Raw genomic sequence first — 22,521 nt, forward strand, 5'->3', positions numbered from 1 at the left:
TTTTTTGAATATTTTAAAAATCTTATTTAATAACAATAATATGATTTGCTTGAGATTATATATACCAAAAATTGATACAAAATAAAAATAAAAAAAATGGCCAAAGCCATTTTTTTATCTTGATCCTTTTTCGTAAGGTGACCCACTTGCTGCTGGTGCATTTGTCTTTCCAACAAATCCTGCAAGAGCAAGCATAGTTAAAATATAAGGAATCATGGAATAGAATTCTGTTGGTACTGACCAAGAAAATCCTTGTGCTATTATTTGGAATGACTCTCCAAGCGCAAATAATAAGCATGCACCAAGAGCACCAAATGGCTTCCAGTTACCAAATATCATTGCAGCTAAGGCAATAAATCCACGTCCAGCAACCATACCTTCTCTATACAATGGAGTAATTCCTAATGATAGAGCAGCTCCACCAAGTCCTGCAAGAACTCCTGATAAAACTACACAAAGATATCTAACCTTATATACATTTATTCCAAGGGTGTCAGCTGCCTTAGGATGTTCTCCTACAGCTCTAATTCTAAGTCCCATTGGTGTTTTATAAATAACATAATGGGAAACAAATACAAGAATTATAGCTAGTATTACAAACCAGTTTAATCCTCCTAAGAACTCACCAATAAATGGTATATTTAAAATTCCTTCTGGTAAATTATATGGTAGTTCCTTAACTATATCTGTTTGACCACCCTTACCATTAAATAATATAAATATTAAGAAACTGGCTAAAGCCGTTGCAAATAAGTTTATTGCTGTACCAGAAATAACTTGATCTGATTTCAGATTTATACTTAACGCTGCATGTACAAGAGCAAGTAAGCCTCCTGCAACCATAGCAAATACTATACCAACCACTGGATTGCCAGTAATAAAACTTCCATAAACTGCAAAGAATGCACCGATTGTCATCATTCCCTCAAGTCCTATGTTAACAACACCAGACCTTTCAGAAAACACACCTCCAAGTGCTGCAAAAATCAGAGGCGTAGCTATTCTTAAGGTAGCAGTTAATAATGAAATTAAATTAAAATCACTCATTCATTATCGCCCCTTTCTTTTTCTTATCGCTGAAATATTTTACTATATAGTCTGTAGCTACGAAAATTATTATTATTGATTGAATTAAAAATACTATTTGTTTAGGAATTCCACTTATTTGCAGTGCTCTTGAGCTACTATTAAGAGCTCCAAACAGCACTGCTGATGCAATACAAGCTACTGGATTGTTTTTAGCAAGCAATGCAACCGCTATTCCATCGAATCCATAAGAAGGTAATACCATAAAGTCTTGAGCTAAGTGCGTAACTCCAGCAACGTGAGTTGCTCCTCCTAGTCCTGCTATTGCTCCTGAAATAACTATAGATAATACTGCATTTTTAGAAACGTTCACACCGCCATACTCTGCTCCAAGAGGGTTGATACCAACAGCTCTTATTTCATATCCAGTAGTTGTTTTCCAAAGGAACCAAGCCATAAATATAGCAACAGCTATAGCAAGAAATATACTAGTGTTAGCTTGAGAGGTAGTCATGAACCTTGCAAATTCTGCACTTTTTTCAATAGTTGCAGTACTTGCTTTTCCTGGAACCCCAAAACGTGTTCTTAAGATAATATAGTTAGCAAACGCAAGGGATATATAGTTCATCATTATTGTATTAATAACTTCACTGGTTCCAAACTTTGCCTTAAGGAAACCTGGAACTGATCCCCAAAGACCCCCAGCTATAATACCACTGATAATCATTAGTGGTATATGAATTATTGGGCTTAACCCTGGTATAGTACCAACTAAAGCGCCAGCAAGCATACCAAGAACAAACTGTCCACCTACTCCAATGTTAAATAATCCACATCTAAATGCCACAGCATTAGCAACTCCAGTAAATATTAAAGGTGTAATTTCGGCAAGAGTTGTCATTGAGTTTCTTGTTGTACCAAAACTACCTTTCCAAATTGTGCCTATTAAATCACCGAGTGCTGAGAAATATCTTGTTATAGGGTATCCTTTTGCCCACATTACAAAAAATACAGACACAAAGAATGATATTACAATAGCTAATAACGGAAAGAGTAAAGAACTAATAATCTGCTTTCCTTTATTGTTCATCACTACCAGCTCCTTCCTTTACATCACTTAAACTTCCACCAGCCATTAATACCCCTAGCTTTTGTTCGTTAGCATCTTCTCTATCTAAAACTGCTACCACATTTCCATCATACATTACTGCTATTCTGTCAGAAAGTGATAATACTTCATCAAGCTCTAGGGAAACTAGTAAAACAGCCTTTCCTTTGTCTCTTTCATCAACTAGTCTTCCATGTATATATTCTATAGCTCCAACATCTAATCCCCTAGTTGGTTGCGCAGCTATTAAAAGTTCAGGGTCTTTTGAAATTTCTCTAGCAGCAATTAATTTTTGCTGGTTACCACCAGATAATGCGGAAGCAAACACTTCATTATTAGGAGTTCTTACGTCGAACTCTTTTATTAATTTATCGCAATGCTCCTTTATTGCCTTATAATCCATAACGATGCCTTTACTAAAAGGTTTATTTCTATGAATTCCTAGAATTGAATTTTCGAAAAGTGAGTACTTAAGAATAAGCCCTCTTTTATGTCTATCTTCTGGAATATGTCCTACTCCTGAATCTATTATTTCTCTTGGTGATTTACCATATATATCTTTTCCGTTTAGTAATACTTTTCCTTTAGTAGGCTTTCTAAGGCCTGTTAAAACCTCTAAAAACTCTGATTGTCCATTTCCATCTACACCTGCAATACCTAATATTTCCCCACCTCTAACAGTTAAGCTTAATCCCTTAACCGCTTCAATGCCTCTGTGGTCATTAGCACATAAATCTTCAATCGTTAGTACATCGCCTTTTATACTAGCTTCTTTTTTATCTACTACAAGGTTTACTTTTCTACCTACCATCAATTCTGCCAATTCATCTATATTAGTTTCCTTAGTCTTAACTGTACCAGTTACCTTTCCTCTTCTAATTATGGTAACTCTATCACTCATACTCATAACCTCTTTTAACTTATGAGTAATAAGTATTACTGATTTTCCTTCTTTTTTTAGATTATGAATTATTTTACCTAATTCCTCAATTTCTTGTGGGGTTAATACTGCCGTTGGTTCATCTAGAATTAAAATGTCAGCACCCCTATATAAGGCCTTTAATATTTCCACCTTTTGCTGTTGGCCTACAGAAATATCCTCAATTACTGCATGTGGGTCAATAGCAAAACCATATTTCTCTGACAACTTTCTTACATTTTCTACAGCAGTTTTCATATCTATTGAAATTCCTTTTTTAGGTTCTGTTCCTAAAACAATATTCTCTGCTACAGTAAAATTGTGTACTAGCATGAAATGTTGATGAACCATACCTATCCCTAATTTAATTGCCTCATTAGGGTTGGTAATTTTAACCAACTGTCCCTTAACATAAATATCCCCTTTTTCCTGTTGATAAAGACCATAAAGGATATTCATTAGGGTAGTTTTTCCTGCACCATTTTCACCCAACAATACGTGAGTTTCACTTGATAACAATTCAAAGTTAACGTTATCATTAGCAATAGTTCCAGGGAAAACTTTGGTTATTCCTTTCATTTCGATTACCTTTTCCATTTCCCTTCCTCCTTAAACAAATTACCTAAAGCTTAGCCTATGATAGTAGAAGATTTTATAATTGCAGTTATGTAATTAATTATACATTTTTTTTGAACAATAGGAAGAACTTTTTTATTTTTTGATTTGAAATCTTCTTATTCTACAAAAAAAGCTAGATGAATAAACATCTAGCTTCAATTATACTATGCTATAATTATGTCGTAAAGATTTATTTAAAATCTTTAGCTCCTTGTCTGTTTGCAGGAACTACAACTTTACCATCTAGTATTTGCTTTTCATAATCCTTAGCAACTTTTAACACATCAGCAGATGTATTTTTAGAAGTTGTTTCAGCCATGCCTATTCCGCCTTCTTTAATTCCAAGGTCTTGATGACCAGGTTTAAATGTATTCTCAACTACTGCTTTAGATACATTGTAAGTAGCTACGTCAACTCTTTTTATCATTGAAGAAAGAATAACATCAGCATATTCTGGAACTGATACCGCTTGGTCCATATCTACTCCGATTGCCCAAACTTGTTTTCCAGAATCTTTTAATTCTTTAGCAGCTTTGAACATTCCGATACCAACACCACCAGCAGCATGGTATATAACGTCACAACCGCCCTCGTATAATGATTTTGCTAACTCATAACCTTTGTTTGTATCACCAAAAGAGTCAGCATATTTTACAGTTGTTCCTGGAGTTTTTCCATCTGGGCTTAGTAAGCCTTCAGCAGCTTTAGGGTTAACTGCTTTTACTCCAGCAGCAAATCCAGCTTCAAACTTGTTAATTGTATCAAAGTCTTTACCACCAATGAATCCAATCTTGTTAGTTTTTGTAGTCTTACCTGCAATAACTCCCATTAAGAACGAACCTTCATGCTCTTTGAAAGTAATTGAAGCAACATTTGGCTTATCAACTATAGAGTCTATAATTGCAATTTTAGCATCTTTGTTGTTATCTGCAACAGCTTTTGTTGCATCATCCATTTGGAATCCAACAGCAATTACAAGATTTGAACCATCATCGATAAGAGATTGTAAGTTTGGTTGGTAATCTTCTTTCTTTTGTGATTCAATTGGAGTGTACTTTAATTTAAAATCCTGTTGAGCCTTTTTAACACCAGCATCAGCAGATTGGTTGAAGGATTTGTCGTTTAAACCCCCTTCATCTGTTGAAAGCCCAACTATAACTTGTTTTTTGTCTCCACCAGCAGCTGGTTGATTAGAATCTCCACCAGTTTTATCTCCTGATGCACAACCTACTAAAAGTGAAGCTGTCATTGCAACTGTTGTTAACATTGCAACTAATTTTTTCATTTTCATAATTATTACCTCCTATAATTTAGAAACCTTTAAGTCCCAACATTGTATTATTCTACACTAGGTGTAAAATTCCTTCTTAATTAGGTAATTTTTTAAAATTTCCCTAATATTTTAACTAAAATTATCTAATTTTATGCATGATTACATATTAAATTATCATATTCAGTAAACATTTACAATAATGTTTATGATACGATAATACAAATTATGAAGAAAATTTATTTTTTTACAGATTATTGGTAAATTAGTTGTAGAATAAATTAGCTGGACATTCACTGTCCAGCTAATTCATTAAGCCATATATTCAGCTTTTTTTAGTATTTCTATTGCCTTGTCTGCATCTTCATCAGCTACAAGAACTATAGGTCCTGTACATCCCATTCCACTTTCAGAATAGATATCTTCTTTCCAAAGAGCTTTACAAGCATTCTCAAGTTCTAGTATATCTATACCAGCTATTGAATATGTAACAACTTTTTTAGCAGGCATTTTCACTTCTTCTACTACTTCTGCTTTAGCAGCTTTCTTAGTTGTTTTTTCTATAACTTCTTTTAGTCCAGCTTTATTAGCCTTCTTAAATTCATCCCTAGCTATATCTAGAACTTTGTTTTCAGCACATGTTGCACAATATCTTAAAGCCTCCGCTATAAGTGGCGCTCCTGAAGCTCTTGAAACTATGTTAACTAATTTATCATAGTTTTCTCCAATTCCTGGACCATAACCTGCTCCAACGGTTTCATAGTTTCCACCAGTTGTGAAAGATGAGAATATTTTCACTAATAAGTTACCTGTTAGAGAATCACAAATCATTACATCTGGAGTACCAGCTAAAAGATCATTACCTCTCATTACAGCTCCACCATCTGCTCTTAACGACTGTGTGAATTCAAAATTATATCCATTATCTTGAACTTCTTTTAGTATTCTTTCTACTTGTCTAGCTCCATCAAGATTTAAAATTCCTACTCTTGGATTTTTAATTCCATTAGCTTTAGCTACAGAAATTCCTGATATTGCATTCATTACCATTCCCTCAACTCTATTTGTTGAAGTTGTTCCAGTAGTAGTAGCTATAATCATATCTCTACCTTTTCCTGGAGTTGTAACCTTACCTACTGTAGAGACCCCAATTGGGAAATCAAAGTGCTGAGTAACACAACCATCTAATTCTCCACTCTCAAGCATAGCTGTCATTTTTTTATGTCCTTCTTCAGCAGTTTCTACTTCAACTATTTCAAAGTCAGCTTCTACCTTAGGGCCTATTAAAACTATGTCAAAGTCACCATACTTACTCTTAGCAAGTTCTGCAGCTTTTACCATCTCTTCAATGCCATGCTCAGAACCTAAAATAGTTAATCCTATTCTAACTTTCTTCTTAAATTGTCCGCTTTTTATTCCATTAGCTATATCATTAAATACTTCAGCAATCATTGCTTTTGTAGAATCTTGGCTCATGCGTACACCCCTTTTCTTTAATATATTCCCTCCGCTAGAGAGGGAATATATTTAAAACTTTTATAATGTAGTACAACTTTTAAAATTCAAGACTTGTTTTCGTAAGCAAGTTTTTAATACTAATATAAATCTATATCATTAGATTTACTGATTAGCATTTACTAAGAAAGCAGCAAAATCTTTCATTGCATCTGCAACCATTGATTTAACTTCTTCTTTGCTTACTCCACTATTATTTTCAACTTTTCCAGTGTTTTTCTCTACAAGAATAGAAACTCCGTCAAATAAGTTAGTCATTCTTCCTAGGAATAAGCTTCCTTTTCCAACTATCATAAAGTTATTTAAAGCACCATTCTTTATGTGTTCAATTCCGTGTCCTATGATTGGAGCTCCTGATGGGATGTGTCCTTGCGTTGGAGCATATCCAGGATATCCGTATTGCTTAACAAAGTTAGGAAGTTCTTTCTTATCTAGTTGACCCTTCTTAACAGCTAAAGCACCTATCATCTTATAGTTTTGAGTAGGAACATCTCCTGCACCTGCTGGCTCAGTGATATCTGGAGTTTGCATCTCTGGAGCATATTTTTGAACATCTGTAACTTTTAATCCGTTAGCTGTTAATGGATCTAAAACTAAGGCTTCTAATACAGCTTGTGGGGAAGCTCCATGACCTATTGTATGTCTTCCTACTACATCTGTTCTTAAAACTGGACTTACTCCATCATTTGGAGAAACAAGTACAGCAAATCCACCTAAGCAGTCCTCAAGAACTGGCATATTTTTCTTAACATGGTCTCTTCCATTCATACCAAGTTTTGCCGTAGCTCCACCTGCTATTACTACAACATTTTTGTATATTCCACTTTGAACTAATGATGCAGCTGTAATTAATGAATGTGTTGGTCCTGCACAGAAACCTCTCATGTCTGATCCTGTTGCTCCTGTTAACCCAACTACTTCACCAATAGCTTTAGCAATGTTTCCGCCACCTCTTTGGTTCATATCACCAATTGCTTCTTCAGAGCATTCAATGATGTACTCAATTTCATTCACAGGTATATCTAAGTTGTTTATTAAGTGCATTCCTGCTAAAACACCTGATGCTTTAACCGCTAAGTTCTCTAACATATAATGAGCTGAAAGATTTGGGTCAAATTCATGTGCTCTTCTTACACATCCTACTAGATTACCATCTTGATATAATCCTTCTGCTCCAGAGTTATTAACTAAATCTTGAACTTTTTCTATGCTGTCTCCAACAATCTTTTCTGCTTTCGCAGCAATTAATGGGTGTTTAGCTAATTTTTCTCTTACAGCATTTGCAAATGCAGCTTCAAGTATTACAAGATCAAATACATCTGATATTTTCATTAATCCGTAGAATTCGTCTTGTGGCATAACTTCACCAAATTTACCAAATCTGTCTGCAGTTTCTACATTTTTGCCAAACCATGGTCTTGGCATTTCACTTAATTGTTCTGGAGTTAAGTTACCTATATAAGTTTGGTTTGGAGCATACGCAACAACCTCTTCAAATGGTCTTAAATGATTTTTTAAATTTTGTAAATACTCAGAGTTTGGATTTGTTTCTCTTTCTAAAGTTTGAGTTGTTCCATTATGTATCACCATATCTGGAGTATTCACTAAAATGTATGACGCTTTTTTAAGTACTGGAAAATTCATTATTTTCAACCTCCCTTTTTAATGTGCAGTATTTTTTAACATGCACAATTCAGAATATATAATTCACCAACTTTATATAGTGTAGAAAATTATACATTTTGCAGTGTGCACATGATAATTTTTATAAATAATTAGGGAACTTATGGTTCCCTAATTATTTATATATTTCAAATTAGATTCGATAGCTTATAAACTATTCAAAAATCTTTTGTCCATCCACTGGAGTTTCTAATGCTTTAAGAGCTCTTTCAACAAGCTTTCTTCTTAATGCATATTCATCTTCCTTGCTTAATGCAGGATTTCCTAGTGGGTGAGGAATTGCTATAGTTGGAAGTATTCTGTTTGCTCCAACTGTTAGTGAAACTGGAGTTATTGTACACATGTGTACTACAGGTATTCCAGCTCTTTCTATTTCTTTAACTAGCGTTGCACCGCAACGTGTACAAGTTCCTCATGTAGAAGTTAATATAACAGCATCTACGCCATCTGCTATTAACTCTTGAGCAGCGAAAGCACCGTACTTCTTAGAAGAAGCAACAGCTGTTCCGTTTCCTACAGTTGAATAGAAGTATCTGTGTAATTTGCCAATTTTACCTTCTTTTTCCATATTCCTTAATACATCAACAGGAATAACTCTATCTGGATCTTCGTTAGCATAAACAGGGTCGTGACCACCGTGTGCAGTTTCGAAGTTTTCAGATGTTAAATCATCTATTCCTTCAATGTCATATTTACCGATTTTAGAAGCTGAAGAAGATTCTATGTGGTCTGGGTTTCCTTTTGGAACAATACCACCAGATGTAACTATAGCAATTGTTGCTTTTGTTATATCTACTATTGGAGCATTCGGCTCTACTCTATCAAAGTCAGGCATTTTGAATTCTGTTACGAACTCTTCTCCCTTTAACTTCTTAACAAGCATGTCAACAGCTCTCTTAGATCCTCTTTCTGTAGCAAAGTAGTTCTTTCTGATACCTCTTTCGATGTATCCTTCTTCTGCTGGAGAACCTATTTCTTCATTTCTCATTAACTTAACTGCTAATGCAGCAATCTTAGGAAGTGCATCTCTCATACCAACTGCACTATTTCTAGTTGATACTATATGTACTTCTTTCTTGTACATATCAGCACCTGGGTTTTCAATATACATTGCTGATAAAACAGGAATATTTAACTCTTCCTTTACAGTTTTGCATATATCTCCGCAAGCTACACCGTATCTTCCAGCGTTAAAAGCAGGTCCAGCAATAAATAAATCTGGGCTGTACTTTTTAACCATTTCTAGTACTTCTTTTTGAGCTTCCTCTGTGTTCTCAGCATAGTAAGAGTCTCCGCATATAACAGTTGCAACTATTTCTGCACCCTCTTTTTGTAGTAAACCATTTAATCCCATTCCTGGTCCTACAAAACCTTCACGAACTTCTGGTTTAATATGTGCTTGTTCTTCTCCGCCTATTCCAGCGTAGAACTGGTTTATATAATGAACAATTTTTAACATGCGTTTTTCCCCCTTTCATGGGAATTGACCTACAGAAAGGTTAGATTCCTTCAGATCAATTATTATTTGAATTTATAATTTATCTATTTTAAAATTAAAGATATTTACAATGTTGGTCTCTTACAGTTTTAACTTCTTTAATTATTTCTTCAACGTCAAGAACCATTTCCATCATTCCGCATTGCTCATCGTAAACTGTTTCATCACACTCATCTTTAATTTCTGGCTCAACAACGTGGAAAACTGATAATCCTAAAGCTACTCCTGCTAAAGGACCAGCAAATGTTGGGTCTCCTGCTGCTACTGTTTCTGCTGATAATCCAGAAGCTTCTGGCTCAGCTCCGCCGATAACAATTACCATGTTCTCAGCACCATATTTATCTGTTAAATCTTTAACTCTTTGTTGGATCTCCAGATCCATTGCACCTGCAGCTGTTCACACGAAGCATTCTGTTGATGCGAATACTACGTCTGCTCCTGCTGATTTTAAACAAGCTTCAATAGCTGGTCCTGGTATTCCGTCTCTATCGCCTATACAAATGGCTTTTTTTCCTTGTAACATAATTATATCTCCTTTTTATAAGTAATTTATATTTCCTTGTATAATAGTTCTATTTTAGTATCCTTTTGCTGTTAAGTAGTTAAATCCTACTTCACTTGTAGCTCCAGTAATAACTTGGATTTCAGCTTCAATGCTTCCATCTTCTCTTAAACTTCCTACGTGTCCTCCAGCAATGATATCTGCTGCTTCAATGTGTCCAATGATTTTCTTCATAGCTGGTAATATAACTACTTCGTTAGCATTTCCACCAGTTACAACAGCATCTCCTTTTGGAGTTGAGTCAGCTAATGATTGAGACATTCCGTCTTGTCCTGCATACTCATCAGTTACTAGAACAGTTTTTATTCCTTTAGCAGTTACTTTGTTACAGTTCATTACTAAGTCAGCATCTGGATTTCCAAAGCCTTCTTCTGAAATTATAACAGCATCTGCTCCCATGAATTCAACTAATTTAGCAACCATATTAGAAGATCTTTCTTTATCTGCAAGGTACACGTTTTCATTTGTGATTACTACTCCTAAGAAGTTATAATCTTTTCCGTGTCTCTCATATAAATCAGTAATTATTGGATGATTCATATGAACATAAGTTGGGTTCTTATCACAAGCAGATACACAGTTTCCGCTTACAACTGCTCCATCAAATACTTCAGTTGGGTAAATAATTGTTGGAATTATTTTCTTAGCATCTACACCATAAACATATGTATCGTGTAGTAATCCTTGTGTTTGAAGCATGTAAACATAAACAACTTTTGGAAGCTCTGGATATTGTTTTACTTGCTCTAAAAGTGGTAATGTTTCGAATGTTTTAACTTCATCTGGTTCAACATTTTTACCAGCTTTTCCAAGGTAAGTAGCAGCTTTAAAGCCTACCATTCTTACAGCTTCTTCATGATCATGTTGGTGTATTCCTTCTTTTGGCTCACAAATAATTACTAAGTTATTTGTTTTTGAGAATGGTGTGTATTTAGCACCTTCTCCACACATGTCAACGATACCTTCTTGGAATCCAACGATTTTTCCAGTAGTAACTACTGCAGCTCCCTTTAATACATGAGTTCTACCTGATCCTACTGTATCAACTTTGTTGATGAAACCTGGGAATATTCCACCATTTCCTTCAACTTTTACTCTTGGTTCAATTACGTCTTTAACAGGAATTATTCTAACTTCCTCACCTGGTTTTGCTATGTCAAAGTCTATGCTAGCAACTCTTTCATCTCCAGATACTTCTTTTAGTAATTCCTCTTTGTTTACATAAAGAACTCCATTCTCAACTTTTGTTTCTGGTCCGAATTGAAGATCTTTTATTATAATGTTTCCAATCTCTAGACGCAAAACATTCACCTCCTAGAATATATGGGTTTATTTAAGTTTATTAAAAGACGGGAGGTATATCCTCCTCGCCTTATAAGCATTTAATTATACTGTTTCGTAGTATGATTTAATAAAGTTTTCAATGTCATCTAGTGTAGCAATTTTGTCAGGAGTGATTGTAGCAACACACTCTCCACCATTGTATATTTTCATTGTTGGAAGTCCTAAAACTTTTTGTCCAATTGCTACTCTTCTAGCTCCACCAATATTTAAGCTAGCGAATTTAATTTTGTCACTGTATTTTGATTCTAAACCATGAACTCCTGGCATTAATTCGATACAAATTTCACATTTGTCTCCCCAGAAATCTACGAATACCGGCTTATCACTTTGAAGTACTTCAGCTTCAAAATTGTCTTTGTTTAATTCTAACATTGTAATTACCTACCTTTCACAATATAATAGCATAGTTTACCTAATGCTTATATTTTCCATTCTTATTACTATTTAAACAGTAATTTTTAATTTTAGTGTAAGTTTCCTTCTATATAATGCTCTGCGTTTGTAGCAGCTATAGCTCCATCAGCAGCAGCAGTTATAACTTGTCTTAATGACTTTTCTCTAACGTCTCCAGCAGCAAAAACTCCTGGTATATTTGTTCTCATCTCTTCGTCAGTGATGATATCTCCTCTTTCAGTCATATTGATTTTACCTTTGAATAATTCCGAAATCGGTAAGTATCCAACAAATACGAAGCATCCATTAACTGGTAATTCAGTTTCTTCTCCAGTTTTAACATTTTTAATCAATAAAGATTCTAATATTTCTTCACCTTTAGCTTCTAATGGAATTGAGTCCCATATGAATTTTATTTTAGGATTATTGAAAGCTTTTTCTTGAAGAGATTTTGCAGCTCTTAAAGAATCTCTTCTGTGAATTACTGTAACAGTTTCACCGAATTTAGCTAGATATATTGCTTCAGTTATTGCAGAGTCTCCTCCGCCTATAACTGCTATATCTAAATCAGTAAAGAAGTCTGCATCACAAGTTGCACAGTATGATACTCCTTTTCCTCTTAATTCAATTTCATTTTTAAATCCACCAAGTCTTGGAGTTGCTCCAGTAGCTATAATAATAGTTTTAGCTTGGTATTCACCTTTTCTGCATTTTATGGTTTTAATATCACCATCAAGCTGAACATCTACAACTTCATCTTTAAGGAATTCTGTTCCAAACTCTTCAGCTTGTTTTCTCATTCTTTGGCTTAAAGATGTTCCAGTACAATCTTCAATTGAACCAGGGTAGTTTTCTAGTTCATCTGTAGTAGTCGCTTGACCACCGTATTTTGCTCTTTCAATTATTAACGTTTTCATTCTTGATCTTGCAGCATATAATCCAGCTGATAATCCTGCAGGACCTCCACCAATTATTATAGTATCGAAAATTTGTGACATAGGTATAACCTCCTTAATTTATAGCATGGTCTATTAAATCTGAATCTATTAGTTGAAAATCTAATAATATTTTTTCACTCCAGTTTGGAGTTCTAAAATCTTTTAAAAACTTCTCTGTAGTTACTATAGAATTTTCTATAAACTCTAGAGACTGCATGTCTAGGCCCTGCAACTTTTCTTTGGAAACACAAACGGTTCTATAAGGTGTTTCATTAGGTTTTACACTTCCCATCAACGGATGAGTTAATAACTTGTGTCCTATATGTATAAAATCTCTAACCTTTTTCAAAACTTCCATAGCCACACCATCTATATAAATAACTTCATAATCCTTTTCAAACTTTTCCTTTGACATAGGATTATTAGTAACTATGAATAGTGGTTCTATCATACAAACACCTCCTTTACGCACAAAAAGCATATGAACAAAGTTACCTTTGCCATATGCCCTGTATTTGAACCTGAGAGTTTTGCTCCTTCGGTGCTTTCGCTTTCCAGAGTTATGTCCATTTGCGGTCCTTTTGCCTGAGAGTTTCATGATTGTTTGGCTAAACAATCACTTGCTTCTTCGGCTACCCTTTGCTTCAATAGCATCAGATTATCTCCCGAAAATATCATCCATTAGAATATTCAATTAACTTACAAGGTAAGTATACAGTATTCTAATATAAAATTCTACATAATTTTTAATTTTTTCTATTTGATTTCTCTATAGTTGTTATAAAAATATCAATCATTTAATAATATTTAAAAAATGCTAACAAATTATAAAATATTCTTTAACGATTGTTCTGAAATTATATAGAATTAAGGGCATAATTATATTCAGTTGTATTAAACCTTTATTTATCCTCTTATAGTTTTTAATAGTTTCTTATTTTTTATTCCTAATATGATAAAAATATAAGCTCCTTAGAGTAAGGATTAAATCCCTATCCAAGGAGCCTATAATTTTCATTAACATATTTACAGTAAATTTAAAAACTTAATTTAAATTAGCATTCAATAAAAAATATACCGCAGGCATTTCTTCCTGAATGAGTCCCAACTACACAGCCAACTTCTGCTTCTACATATTCAATACCTTTATCTTCTAAATATCTTTTTATCCCTTGTAAAACTTCTGCATTTTCTTTATCTGCTGCGGCATTTAAAACTATTGGACTTATTTGTGTAGAGATACCAGTCTGCTCTAAATACTCTATTATATATCTTAGCGCTTTTTTACTTCCTCTAACTTTATCTCTAACTACCATTTCACCATTTTCAACAGCTAGATTTAACTTTATCCCTAGTAAGCCACCAATAATGCCTTGAGTCTTTGATAATCTTCCACCTTTAACTAAGTTATCTAAAGATTCAAAGTTTAAGGTACTTTTTACTTTAGGTATGGTTTGGAGAACTATTTTATAAATCTCTTCTGCATTATAATTTTCATTTTTCAATGCACAAGCCTTTAACACTAACATCCCAAGACCACAAGTTACATTTTGAGAGTCAACTATAAATATTTTATCTGTTTCAAGCATTCCCTTTGCAATGGTTGCTGATTGAAAAGTTCCACTCATTTTAGATGATAAGTGCAATGAAACTATAGAATATCCTTCATCTAAGTATTTCTTATAAACTTGCGAAAACCTACCTGGAGTTATCTGACTAGTCTTAGGCGACTCATCAGCCTTATCCATCTTATCTAAAAATTCCTCGAGGGTTATATCCACACCATCTAGGTAAGTAACGTTGTCTATAGTAACCTCTAATGGGATTACTTCTATGTCATGCTTCGCGATAAGTTCCTTAGGCAAATCGCAAGTACTATCAGTTATTATTTTTATTTTTTCCATGTCCCCCCACCTTTATTTCATATTAGGAAATTCTAGTTGCCTTAGTGCTTCATAAGCTATTATAGCTACTGTATTTGAAAGATTTAAAGATCTAGAAGTCGTATTTATCATTGGAACTTTTATTAAATTTTTAAAGTTTTCATTCCTTATATATTCAGGTAATCCACTAGACTCTCGACCAAAAACTAAGAAATCCCCGTCTTTAAATTCAACTTGATGATAATATTTATCACCCTTAGTACTACAAAAATAAAACGTACTATCTTTATATTTTTCTCTAAGCGCCTCATAGGATTCATGAATTTCTAATTGAAGATATGGCCAGTAATCCAATCCTGCACGTCTAGTTTCCTTTTCTTCTAAACTAAATCCTAGTGGTTTAATTAAGTGTAACTTGCTATCAGTTAACACACATGTTCTACCAATATTTCCAGTATTCTGCGGAATTTCTGGTTGAAATAATACTATATTTAAATTCACGTTGCTACCTCCCAAAGAATTATTGCTTAGCATTATAATACTCTAATTAACTCATTTAGTAAAGTTAGTAATTACGTTTATATTCAATTGAGATAGCCTTATATAGAGAGATATTACAATACTTTTAGTATTTATAATATTATATCTTCCTAAACTTTTCAAATATTCTTCTTTTAATTTCCACTTAATTCTTTATATAATAATTTACTGTATTACAATTCAGTATTTTTAATTATAAATTTTTCGATAACTTTCCCTACCCCATCTTCATCATTAGTGTCTGTTATATAATCAGCAATTTTTTTTACACTTTCCTCTCCATTTCCCATAGCAACCCCTAAACCAGCAAATTCAATCATTGAAATATCATTTTCATTATCACCAATGCAAATCACTTCATCTGGGAAAATGTTATAAAAATCTGATAGAATTTTTACAGCCCTTCCTTTCGAGGTATTTTTACTCATCACTTCAAAATTATTACTATGAGAGCTTACAACTTCAAAAGAATTAAGTTCCTTAAATTCCAACTTTGCAGCTAAAATCTTATCCTTATCCTCATCTGCTGCCACAACCTTTATAATTTCAGTTTCGTATTTTTTAAATATTTCTTTCCAATTCTCTGTAACCTCTATTGATATTTGATGCTTCTTTCCTCTATTTTTATTTTCTTCATTATAATAAGCAGAAAAATACTTTAACTCCTCCGTAAATATAGAATCTGAAGTAAAAAAGTGAGGTACTATACTGTATTTCTTTAATACAGAAAGAATTTTACAACAATTATCTAATCCTAGTACAGATTTGTATATTACATCATTACTATCACACTCTCTAATATAAGCTCCATTGGAGGCAATAATAGGGGCCTTAACCCCTATTAATTCTCCATAGTAATTTGCAGAAGTGAAAATTCTACCAGTACAGATAGCAATATTAACTCCTAGTTCATGAGCTTTTTCTATAGCTTGTAGATTTCTTTTAGTAATATTTTTATTGGAATTAAGCAAAGTTCCATCCATATCAACACAAACTAATTTATAACCCATAATCATCCTCCTTAGTTAGATCCAAAATATTTCTTCATAAAGTAACTTAATCTTTTCTCCTTAGACTTAATATAATTCTCAAAGAAAATTATTTCTTGTTTTTTTTCTGAGGTATTTCTATTTATCCCGCCATAATATTCTTCATAGGACAACTCTCCAAGCACCATTAATCGCTCTTTGAGTGAACCATCTCTCACAGTTTCTATAAATTCTAGATCCCCACTACTTTCAGGTTTTATTATATCAATGGTTTCTAGCCTTTCTAAGCAATACTGATATAGAGGCACTACACTTGACGATAAGTACACATATTTTATACGTCTTCTAACTTTTAAAATTCTATAGATTATATATAACAGTATAGTTGTTGGAATAGCTATACTACAGAACAAATTATAGTTAAGGTTAAAAGCTCTAAAGTCCCAAGAATCTTCTTCTAACTCTTCTTCCATAGGATTTTTCCTATTAGGTTTTTCCTTATTAATTTCATTTTCCTTATTGCCTTCCGATACTTTCTCTTCGCCGTTTTCTGCTGAATTGTTCAAAGCTTCAAATTCAGTAGGTGTTGGCGACGGGTCTACTACAACCCACAGATCTTTTTCTGGATTTATAAGAATTTCACACCATGCATGAGCTTCTGCATTAGTCACAATATATTTACCTTCACCATCTGTTTTATCAGGTGTTTTGAACCCTTGAACATATCTTGCTGGAATACCGGCTATTCTGCACAGTATTGTAGTTGCAGAAGCAAAATAAGTACAATACCCTTTCTTTTCTTCAAGTAGAAAAAAAGACACAAAGTCTTTGCCTTCTGGTATTTCTGATACTTGAAGAGTGTATGGATAGTTTTTGGTCAAATAATTTCTAATTGCTAAAGCCTTCTCGTAATTAGTAAGTTTTTCTTTTTCTTTTCCTGTGCTATTTAAGATTTTATCTAACAAGTCATAAACTTCACTAGAAATTTCTGAATCAAGTTGGAAATAGCTTTCATAATTATCTAAAATACTTGTTAACTGACTCTTTTCAAAGTTGTTTATATCTAAAGAGTTAACTCTTTTCTCATAATTTAAATATGGTTCATTTTCTTGTCTAATTGGAAGTTTATAATTTTCCTGTTTTATATTAGTTGCTGCAGGTCTGTTTTGAATACCTTCCACATAATTCTCATACCCCTTATAGCTAAAAAATTTAACTAAGTAAGGATTTCTCACATCTACATCATTAATAAAGGTAGGCGTTTTTGTATAAAAAACTCCTTTATAATCGCTTACAATATCAAATCCATTGTTAGGTGTAAAAAAAGAAGTTGAGTTTAAGTTTACATTAGGGAATATCTCTATTTCTTTTGTAGTAGCCCCAAGAACTCCATCCCCCTCACCTTCACCTATAGATTTTAAACCAGTTTTTTCAAAATCATAATCCTCATACTTAGGTGTTGGTTCTCCCTCAGTACTTAGCCAATAATTCTTTGAATAATAATCTTTAACAGTACCTTTAAGATAATAAGGTTTATCACTTTTAACTTTAAAAACTTCTTTTCTATTTAAGGTTATGGGGCCACCTAGTTTTACCTCTGTATCATTATAACCTGATTGATTCAAATCAAATTCACCTATAAGTGCATTTTTAAGATTCCCTATTCTCTTTGAAGGTGCAAATCTATTTTGAAAGGTATCTGTTAGTTCTTTAACACTTTGACCTCTATAATCTTGCGGTAGAATAGAAGTAATTCTGACAATAATTAAAGAAATTACTACTGAATATACAAAAATATGTCTAATGTTTAAGCTAACTTTTATTTCCTTGCTTCTAAATTCTTTTAACTTTTTCAAAAATGAGGTTATAGCAAAGGTTCCTAAAGAAACCCCCAAAAAATAGTAGATATTTTTTAAAACCGATGAATATAATATAGTGTACCAGAAAGATACCATTGCAACAAAATTAAATACTATAATACTATTTTTCCAAAGATTATTTAGAATAATAAGTGATGAAACAAGTAAGGGAATTAACACAAAAAACATTTTTTTATATTGATAAAAATAAGTAGGCTTATCCTTAAGTAAGGCATTGTTAATATCAAGAATATTATTTATAAAATCCTTTGTAGTATAAATTGTTATAATATCCTTATACTTGTACATCAAAACACCAATAATAGCTATAAATATGCTCGTAAAAACTACTTTATAAACTTTTTTATCAAGAATAAAAGTGTAAAACAAGTAAATTAATACTCCAAATAATACAAGCAAAAATATGATAACATAATCAAAATCTTGAATTTTCAAACCATCCTTAATAAGCTTAAGAAAAAAAATAAAATTTATAAAAACGATTAATATTGATATAATTTTTTCTTTAAGTCTATCCATTATCTCACCTAATTTCTATAACAATTATTGAGGGCTATCCTTTAACAGCTCTAGTATACTGTAACATTTAACTCCAGCTTCGCACAAAGTATTTATGTCCTCCATAACCCCTACGGATTGGCTGTAATAAAAAATATTAATATCATAACCCTTACTTTTCAGGTCTATAAATTCATTTTTATTTTCCCCATTAATATCCGGGGTAACTATGGCGATATAGCTTCTTCTGTTAATATTATTTAAGTTTCCATGAATAAAATCAACAAAATTTCCTTCACCCTCACTTTTATGAGTTAATAGAAACTCCATGAATCCATGAAATTGCTCCTTAGTATCAATATCAAATTTTTTATATTCTTTACCACAAATAAATATTTTTGATTTTACTCCTTCTCCAAGCATTTTATTAAGCAGAGATACTGAAAAATCTACCATTAGCTCTTCCTTAGTTCCATCATTGTCAAAGTAAAAACTCTCTCTTCTCATATCTAAGAACAAATTGCATTGAACCCCAGAAACATAGTCATAGTTCTTTACGTATAAATCCCCATGTTTTGCACTAAGCTTCCAATGAACTCGTTTAAGGCTGTCTCCAACTCTATATTCTCTAATATCCTTAATTAAGGTTAAATCCTCTACTTTACTTTCATTACTTAATCTATTTTCTAACTTTTCGCTTCCACCTAAAAATAAAGGTCTTAACTGATAAATTTTGGGATACACCTTAATACCTGTCTTATTTTCATATCTTTTTACTTGTTGAAAAACTCCAAATATGTCACTAGTTTTTACTGTGGTAATTCCAAAATCATATATTCCCCTCTTTTTGAAAGTCACATTCTTTTTTAGGAACTTAGTGGAATTCAAATTAAGAAAAAAAGCATCTCCATGGTATTTTTTTAAGATATCCACCATGGTGTCATTAACAACTTCTACATAAGCCACTGGAATTATTGAATCATTACTTACTTTTATGCTTACTTCTTCGCTATCTCCAACACTAAGTTCATGATTTTTGCATTTTATTTCTGAAACTATATTTTTACTGGTAAAATAAACATAAATTACCCCTAGAAATAGTACTAAAAATAAAGAATAAAATATGGCATAAGGTAAATTTCCTCCAGATATTTTTGCAAAAGCCAAAGCTACTACAGTTATGATCATGAAGGTTTTTTTGATTTTAATCATATTTCATCACCTTTGGCACTGGTATTGCACGTAATACGTCAGAAATAATAGCATCACTATCATTCTTATTTGCTCTAGCACTTGAGGTTGGTATAATTCTATGACTCAAAACCAATTTTACATTTTCTTTAACATCTTCTGGAATTACATAATCCCTTCCTTTTATTAGTGCAGTAGCTTGAGAAATTCTCTGTAGAGCTAAAGACGCTCTTGTACTTCCTCCAAGGGCTAGACTCTTATTATGTCTAGTAGCATTAATAATGCTTATAATGTATTTATTAAGATCATTATTAATATGGACTTTTCTAACTACCTTTTGCAGTTCCATTATGTCCTCTCTTGTAGCAACCGCTGTAAGAGATTCCAGTGGCTCTTCTTCTCTATATATGTTTAAAATTGAAACTTCATCTGTTTCACTAGGATATCCTATTTTTACTTTTATCATAAATCTATCAAGCTGTGCCTCAGGTAGTGGGAAGGTTCCCTCATACTCTATAGGATTTTGAGTTGCCATTACTATAAAAGGCCTCTGAAGCATATAGGTATTAACACCCTCAGAAACTTGCTTTTCTTCCATTACTTCTAAAAGTGCAGACTGAGTTTTCGGCGAAGTTCTATTAATTTCATCTGCCAATATTACATTTGCAAATATGGGACCTTTCCTAAATTCAAAATCACCATTTTTAGCATTATAAATGGATACTCCAATAATATCTGAAGGTAGCAAATCTGGTGTAAACTGAATTCTGCTGAATGTGAGATTAAGGCTCTTTGTAATAGCCTTAATTAAAGTGGTTTTCCCAACCCCAGGTACATCTTCAATTAAGATATGCCCATCAGCTATTACCCCTTTCATAATATTATAAATTTCACTTCTTTTTCCTATAATAACTTTTTCTACATTATTAACTATTTTTTCAACAAGTTCTAAGTTATTATTCATGTTAATCCCTTCCCTTCAACGCTTAATAATCAAGAAATCAAATTATTTAGTATTCTTAACAAACTATTTTGACTTCTATAAATTTAAACTTACCATGGCTTTTTAAAAAATGTATAACTAAATCATATCACATTTTATATAAAATAATAATATCACAATTTCTAAAAATTGTAATTATCATTCTCTAATACTTCACTTTTTACATAATTCAAAAGTTTTCATCTTTTTGGTTTCGCAATATAACTTTACTAGTAATGTTTGGTTTAAAAGATTGATTTTCTTGCTAATCTAAATAAAGGATACTAACTCCTAACTATCAATAAAAAAACACAGCCTAAATATGCAGAATCATATTTAGGCTGTGTTTTCATTTTCCAACTCTTATCGTTTTATTTATTCCCTTATATCTGCTAGTTGATATTAACTCTTTTTTTAATAGTGAGTTGCTAATATAGGTAGTTTTATAAACTTCTACTATATAGGAAGGTTTACCTTCCTTTTCCACAATTGTCTCTCCAGGTTCTAGTTCTTCATCATATATAACTTTTATCTCTGGTTTTATAGTATTTATAATTTTGCTTTCAATATTATAGTTCCTACCCGTCAAGTCCACATTTGAATATAAGTTAAAATTCACACTATAGTTATTTACATTACCTTCAATAAACACTGGAAAATCTGTATCATTAACAAACTTCAAATCTGAGTATCCATAAAATATCATTGCATCTTGTCCTAAGGGCACATAAGAAATAGGTAAACTATGATTTCTTCTTTCTATCACTGTAAGATCACTTCTTATTACTGCATTATAAAGTGTTGTAGACACTTGACAAACACCTCCACCAATATCTTCTACAAACTCATCTCCTACTATGACCTTTGCATTTTCATATCCTTTATCTATGGTAGTTTTTCCAACAATTTTGTTAAAGCTAAAGACATCTCCTGGCATTAAAAGAGTTCCATTTATAGTTTCTGATGCTATTTTTATGTTTTTACTTCTCGCTAAAGTAGAAGTGTTAAAAGTAGTATTGTAAGAACTAATCTTCGCATCAATAGACTTAAGTTCTACTTCTGTTACCCTTGGGATTTCCTCTTCAATATGTCCTTGAACAATTATAGGAATTTGTAAATTTTCATTAATTTTTTCTTCTATATCCTTTATAAGCAGAATAGTGTTCAATTTTTTCCCAACAACCTCAGGAGTAATTTTAAATGACCCATTAACCCTCTTAATTTTCGCATCCACAGCTAGAATTTTAACTTTTTCATCTATATCTTTAATAACTTTTTTAAGTCTATCTTCACTAAGAATTAATTTGGGTTGAAAATGAATAATCTTAGGAGAATGAATTGCTTTATGCTTATACATAAAGCTTAATTTTTTTCCATAACTAAAAGCATTATCTACTTCTTTATTGCAATTAATGCTTATACCAAGTTCATTGTAATTTGTGTCCAGGGAAAAGTCTTCAATTTTAATTGTAATTTCATTGCTTCTTATTATATTAGTTAATTCATTGCTTAGTTTTTTTTCTGCTTCTACCTTGCTTAATCCTCCAACATAAATTCCCCCTATATATACTCCAGGGTAGATGAGATTCTCATATTTTTTTATTCTCATACCTATTATAGTTAATGAAAAAATTATAAATAAAATAAGTGTTACAAACACTAAGCTAAGCCTCTTTTTTCCCAT

Annotated in this window: 19 protein-coding genes and 1 riboswitch; all 19 genes read right to left on the reverse strand. The window is 32.4% G+C overall.

What is annotated here, in order from left to right; translation table 11 throughout:
- Positions 1 to 114: 114 nt before the first annotated feature.
- The gene (locus tag J2Z44_RS10170; RefSeq protein WP_021281484.1) at positions 115 to 1,047 is read right to left on the reverse strand and encodes an ABC transporter permease; all 933 of its coding nucleotides are present in this window, start codon (positions 1,045 to 1,047) and stop codon (positions 115 to 117) included.
- The gene (locus J2Z44_RS10175; RefSeq protein WP_021281485.1) at positions 1,040 to 2,116 is read right to left on the reverse strand and encodes an ABC transporter permease; all 1,077 of its coding nucleotides are present in this window, start codon (positions 2,114 to 2,116) and stop codon (positions 1,040 to 1,042) included. The genes J2Z44_RS10170 and J2Z44_RS10175 overlap by 8 nt, the downstream gene beginning before the upstream one ends.
- Positions 2,106 to 3,650 (reverse strand): ABC transporter ATP-binding protein, encoded by a 1,545-nt coding sequence (locus J2Z44_RS10180; protein WP_209649542.1) that lies wholly within the window; start codon positions 3,648 to 3,650, stop codon positions 2,106 to 2,108. Before J2Z44_RS10180 ends, J2Z44_RS10175 begins: the two co-directional genes overlap by 11 nt.
- Before the next feature lie 211 nt (positions 3,651 to 3,861).
- The gene (locus tag J2Z44_RS10185; RefSeq protein ID WP_021281488.1) at positions 3,862 to 4,962 is read right to left on the reverse strand and encodes a BMP family lipoprotein; all 1,101 of its coding nucleotides are present in this window, start codon (positions 4,960 to 4,962) and stop codon (positions 3,862 to 3,864) included.
- Positions 4,963 to 5,253: 291 nt separating this feature from the next.
- Positions 5,254 to 6,417 (reverse strand): glycine/sarcosine/betaine reductase complex component C subunit alpha, encoded by a 1,164-nt coding sequence (gene grdD, locus J2Z44_RS10190; protein WP_021281489.1) that lies wholly within the window; start codon positions 6,415 to 6,417, stop codon positions 5,254 to 5,256.
- Positions 6,418 to 6,561: 144 nt separating this feature from the next.
- Positions 6,562 to 8,100, reverse strand: coding sequence for a glycine/sarcosine/betaine reductase complex component C subunit beta (grdC, locus tag J2Z44_RS10195; protein WP_021281490.1), 1,539 nt, complete (start codon positions 8,098 to 8,100; stop codon positions 6,562 to 6,564).
- A gap of 193 nt (positions 8,101 to 8,293) precedes the next feature.
- Positions 8,294 to 9,598: a glycine reductase complex selenoprotein B gene (grdB, locus tag J2Z44_RS10200; protein WP_082206846.1), complete on the reverse strand. Its 1,305-nt coding sequence runs from the start codon at positions 9,596 to 9,598 to the stop codon at positions 8,294 to 8,296.
- 94 nt (positions 9,599 to 9,692) lie between these two features.
- Entirely contained in the window at positions 9,693 to 10,160 is a 468-nt protein-coding gene (gene grdA, locus J2Z44_RS10205; RefSeq protein ID WP_082206847.1) for a glycine/sarcosine/betaine reductase complex selenoprotein A, read from the reverse strand.
- 54 nt (positions 10,161 to 10,214) lie between these two features.
- Positions 10,215 to 11,501 carry a glycine/sarcosine/betaine reductase component B subunit gene (locus J2Z44_RS10210; protein ID WP_017416816.1) on the reverse strand — a complete coding sequence of 429 codons (1,287 nt, stop codon included), beginning with the start codon at positions 11,499 to 11,501 and terminating at the stop codon, positions 10,215 to 10,217.
- 84 nt (positions 11,502 to 11,585) lie between these two features.
- A complete protein-coding gene (locus J2Z44_RS10215; protein ID WP_021281494.1) occupies positions 11,586 to 11,915 on the reverse strand; it encodes a thioredoxin family protein in 330 nt (109 codons plus the stop codon).
- Between the two features lie 92 nt (positions 11,916 to 12,007).
- Entirely contained in the window at positions 12,008 to 12,934 is a 927-nt protein-coding gene (trxB, locus tag J2Z44_RS10220; protein ID WP_021281495.1) for a thioredoxin-disulfide reductase, read from the reverse strand.
- Between the two features lie 13 nt (positions 12,935 to 12,947).
- Positions 12,948 to 13,325, reverse strand: a complete 378-nt coding sequence (locus J2Z44_RS10225; protein WP_021281496.1) for a GrdX family protein — start codon at positions 13,323 to 13,325, stop codon at positions 12,948 to 12,950.
- 112 nt (positions 13,326 to 13,437) lie between these two features.
- A riboswitch (glycine riboswitch) is annotated at positions 13,438 to 13,552 on the reverse strand.
- Positions 13,553 to 13,929: 377 nt separating this feature from the next.
- A complete protein-coding gene (locus J2Z44_RS10230) occupies positions 13,930 to 14,778 on the reverse strand; it encodes a DegV family protein (protein WP_021281498.1) in 849 nt (282 codons plus the stop codon).
- 12 nt (positions 14,779 to 14,790) lie between these two features.
- The gene (locus J2Z44_RS10235; RefSeq protein WP_021281499.1) at positions 14,791 to 15,258 is read right to left on the reverse strand and encodes a tRNA (cytidine(34)-2'-O)-methyltransferase; all 468 of its coding nucleotides are present in this window, start codon (positions 15,256 to 15,258) and stop codon (positions 14,791 to 14,793) included.
- A gap of 212 nt (positions 15,259 to 15,470) precedes the next feature.
- The gene (locus tag J2Z44_RS10240) at positions 15,471 to 16,307 is read right to left on the reverse strand and encodes a Cof-type HAD-IIB family hydrolase (protein WP_209649543.1); all 837 of its coding nucleotides are present in this window, start codon (positions 16,305 to 16,307) and stop codon (positions 15,471 to 15,473) included.
- 11 nt (positions 16,308 to 16,318) lie between these two features.
- Positions 16,319 to 18,685, reverse strand: coding sequence for a transglutaminase domain-containing protein (locus J2Z44_RS10245; RefSeq protein ID WP_209649544.1), 2,367 nt, complete (start codon positions 18,683 to 18,685; stop codon positions 16,319 to 16,321).
- Between the two features lie 24 nt (positions 18,686 to 18,709).
- Positions 18,710 to 19,876, reverse strand: coding sequence for a DUF58 domain-containing protein (locus tag J2Z44_RS10250; RefSeq protein ID WP_209649545.1), 1,167 nt, complete (start codon positions 19,874 to 19,876; stop codon positions 18,710 to 18,712).
- Positions 19,869 to 20,819 carry an AAA family ATPase gene (locus J2Z44_RS10255; protein WP_021281504.1) on the reverse strand — a complete coding sequence of 317 codons (951 nt, stop codon included), beginning with the start codon at positions 20,817 to 20,819 and terminating at the stop codon, positions 19,869 to 19,871. Before J2Z44_RS10255 ends, J2Z44_RS10250 begins: the two co-directional genes overlap by 8 nt.
- A gap of 367 nt (positions 20,820 to 21,186) precedes the next feature.
- The gene (locus J2Z44_RS10260) at positions 21,187 to 22,521 is read right to left on the reverse strand and encodes a VanW family protein (protein ID WP_209649546.1); all 1,335 of its coding nucleotides are present in this window, start codon (positions 22,519 to 22,521) and stop codon (positions 21,187 to 21,189) included.

The organism is Clostridium punense, from assembly GCF_017874425.1.
Taxonomy (GTDB): Bacteria; Bacillota; Clostridia; order Clostridiales; family Clostridiaceae; genus Clostridium_J; species Clostridium_J punense.

Bases quoted from the DNA above. Each gene is read 5' to 3' on its own strand.
- J2Z44_RS10170 (WP_021281484.1), bottom strand. From the start codon at position 1,047: ATGAGTGATTTTAATTTAATTTCATTATTAACTGCTACCTTAAGAATA.
- J2Z44_RS10175 (WP_021281485.1), bottom strand. From the start codon at position 2,116: ATGAACAATAAAGGAAAGCAGATTATTAGTTCTTTACTCTTTCCGTTA.
- J2Z44_RS10180 (WP_209649542.1), bottom strand. From the start codon at position 3,650: ATGGAAAAGGTAATCGAAATGAAAGGAATAACCAAAGTTTTCCCTGGA.
- J2Z44_RS10185 (WP_021281488.1), bottom strand. From the start codon at position 4,962: ATGAAAATGAAAAAATTAGTTGCAATGTTAACAACAGTTGCAATGACA.
- grdD (WP_021281489.1), bottom strand. From the start codon at position 6,417: ATGAGCCAAGATTCTACAAAAGCAATGATTGCTGAAGTATTTAATGAT.
- grdC (WP_021281490.1), bottom strand. From the start codon at position 8,100: ATGAATTTTCCAGTACTTAAAAAAGCGTCATACATTTTAGTGAATACT.
- J2Z44_RS10215 (WP_021281494.1), bottom strand. From the start codon at position 11,915: ATGTTAGAATTAAACAAAGACAATTTTGAAGCTGAAGTACTTCAAAGT.
- trxB (WP_021281495.1), bottom strand. From the start codon at position 12,934: ATGTCACAAATTTTCGATACTATAATAATTGGTGGAGGTCCTGCAGGA.
- J2Z44_RS10225 (WP_021281496.1), bottom strand. From the start codon at position 13,325: ATGATAGAACCACTATTCATAGTTACTAATAATCCTATGTCAAAGGAA.
- J2Z44_RS10230 (WP_021281498.1), bottom strand. From the start codon at position 14,778: ATGGAAAAAATAAAAATAATAACTGATAGTACTTGCGATTTGCCTAAG.
- J2Z44_RS10240 (WP_209649543.1), bottom strand. From the start codon at position 16,307: ATGGGTTATAAATTAGTTTGTGTTGATATGGATGGAACTTTGCTTAAT.
- J2Z44_RS10245 (WP_209649544.1), bottom strand. From the start codon at position 18,685: ATGGATAGACTTAAAGAAAAAATTATATCAATATTAATCGTTTTTATA.
- J2Z44_RS10250 (WP_209649545.1), bottom strand. From the start codon at position 19,876: ATGATTAAAATCAAAAAAACCTTCATGATCATAACTGTAGTAGCTTTG.
- J2Z44_RS10255 (WP_021281504.1), bottom strand. From the start codon at position 20,819: ATGAATAATAACTTAGAACTTGTTGAAAAAATAGTTAATAATGTAGAA.
- J2Z44_RS10260 (WP_209649546.1), bottom strand. From the start codon at position 22,521: ATGGGAAAAAAGAGGCTTAGCTTAGTGTTTGTAACACTTATTTTATTT.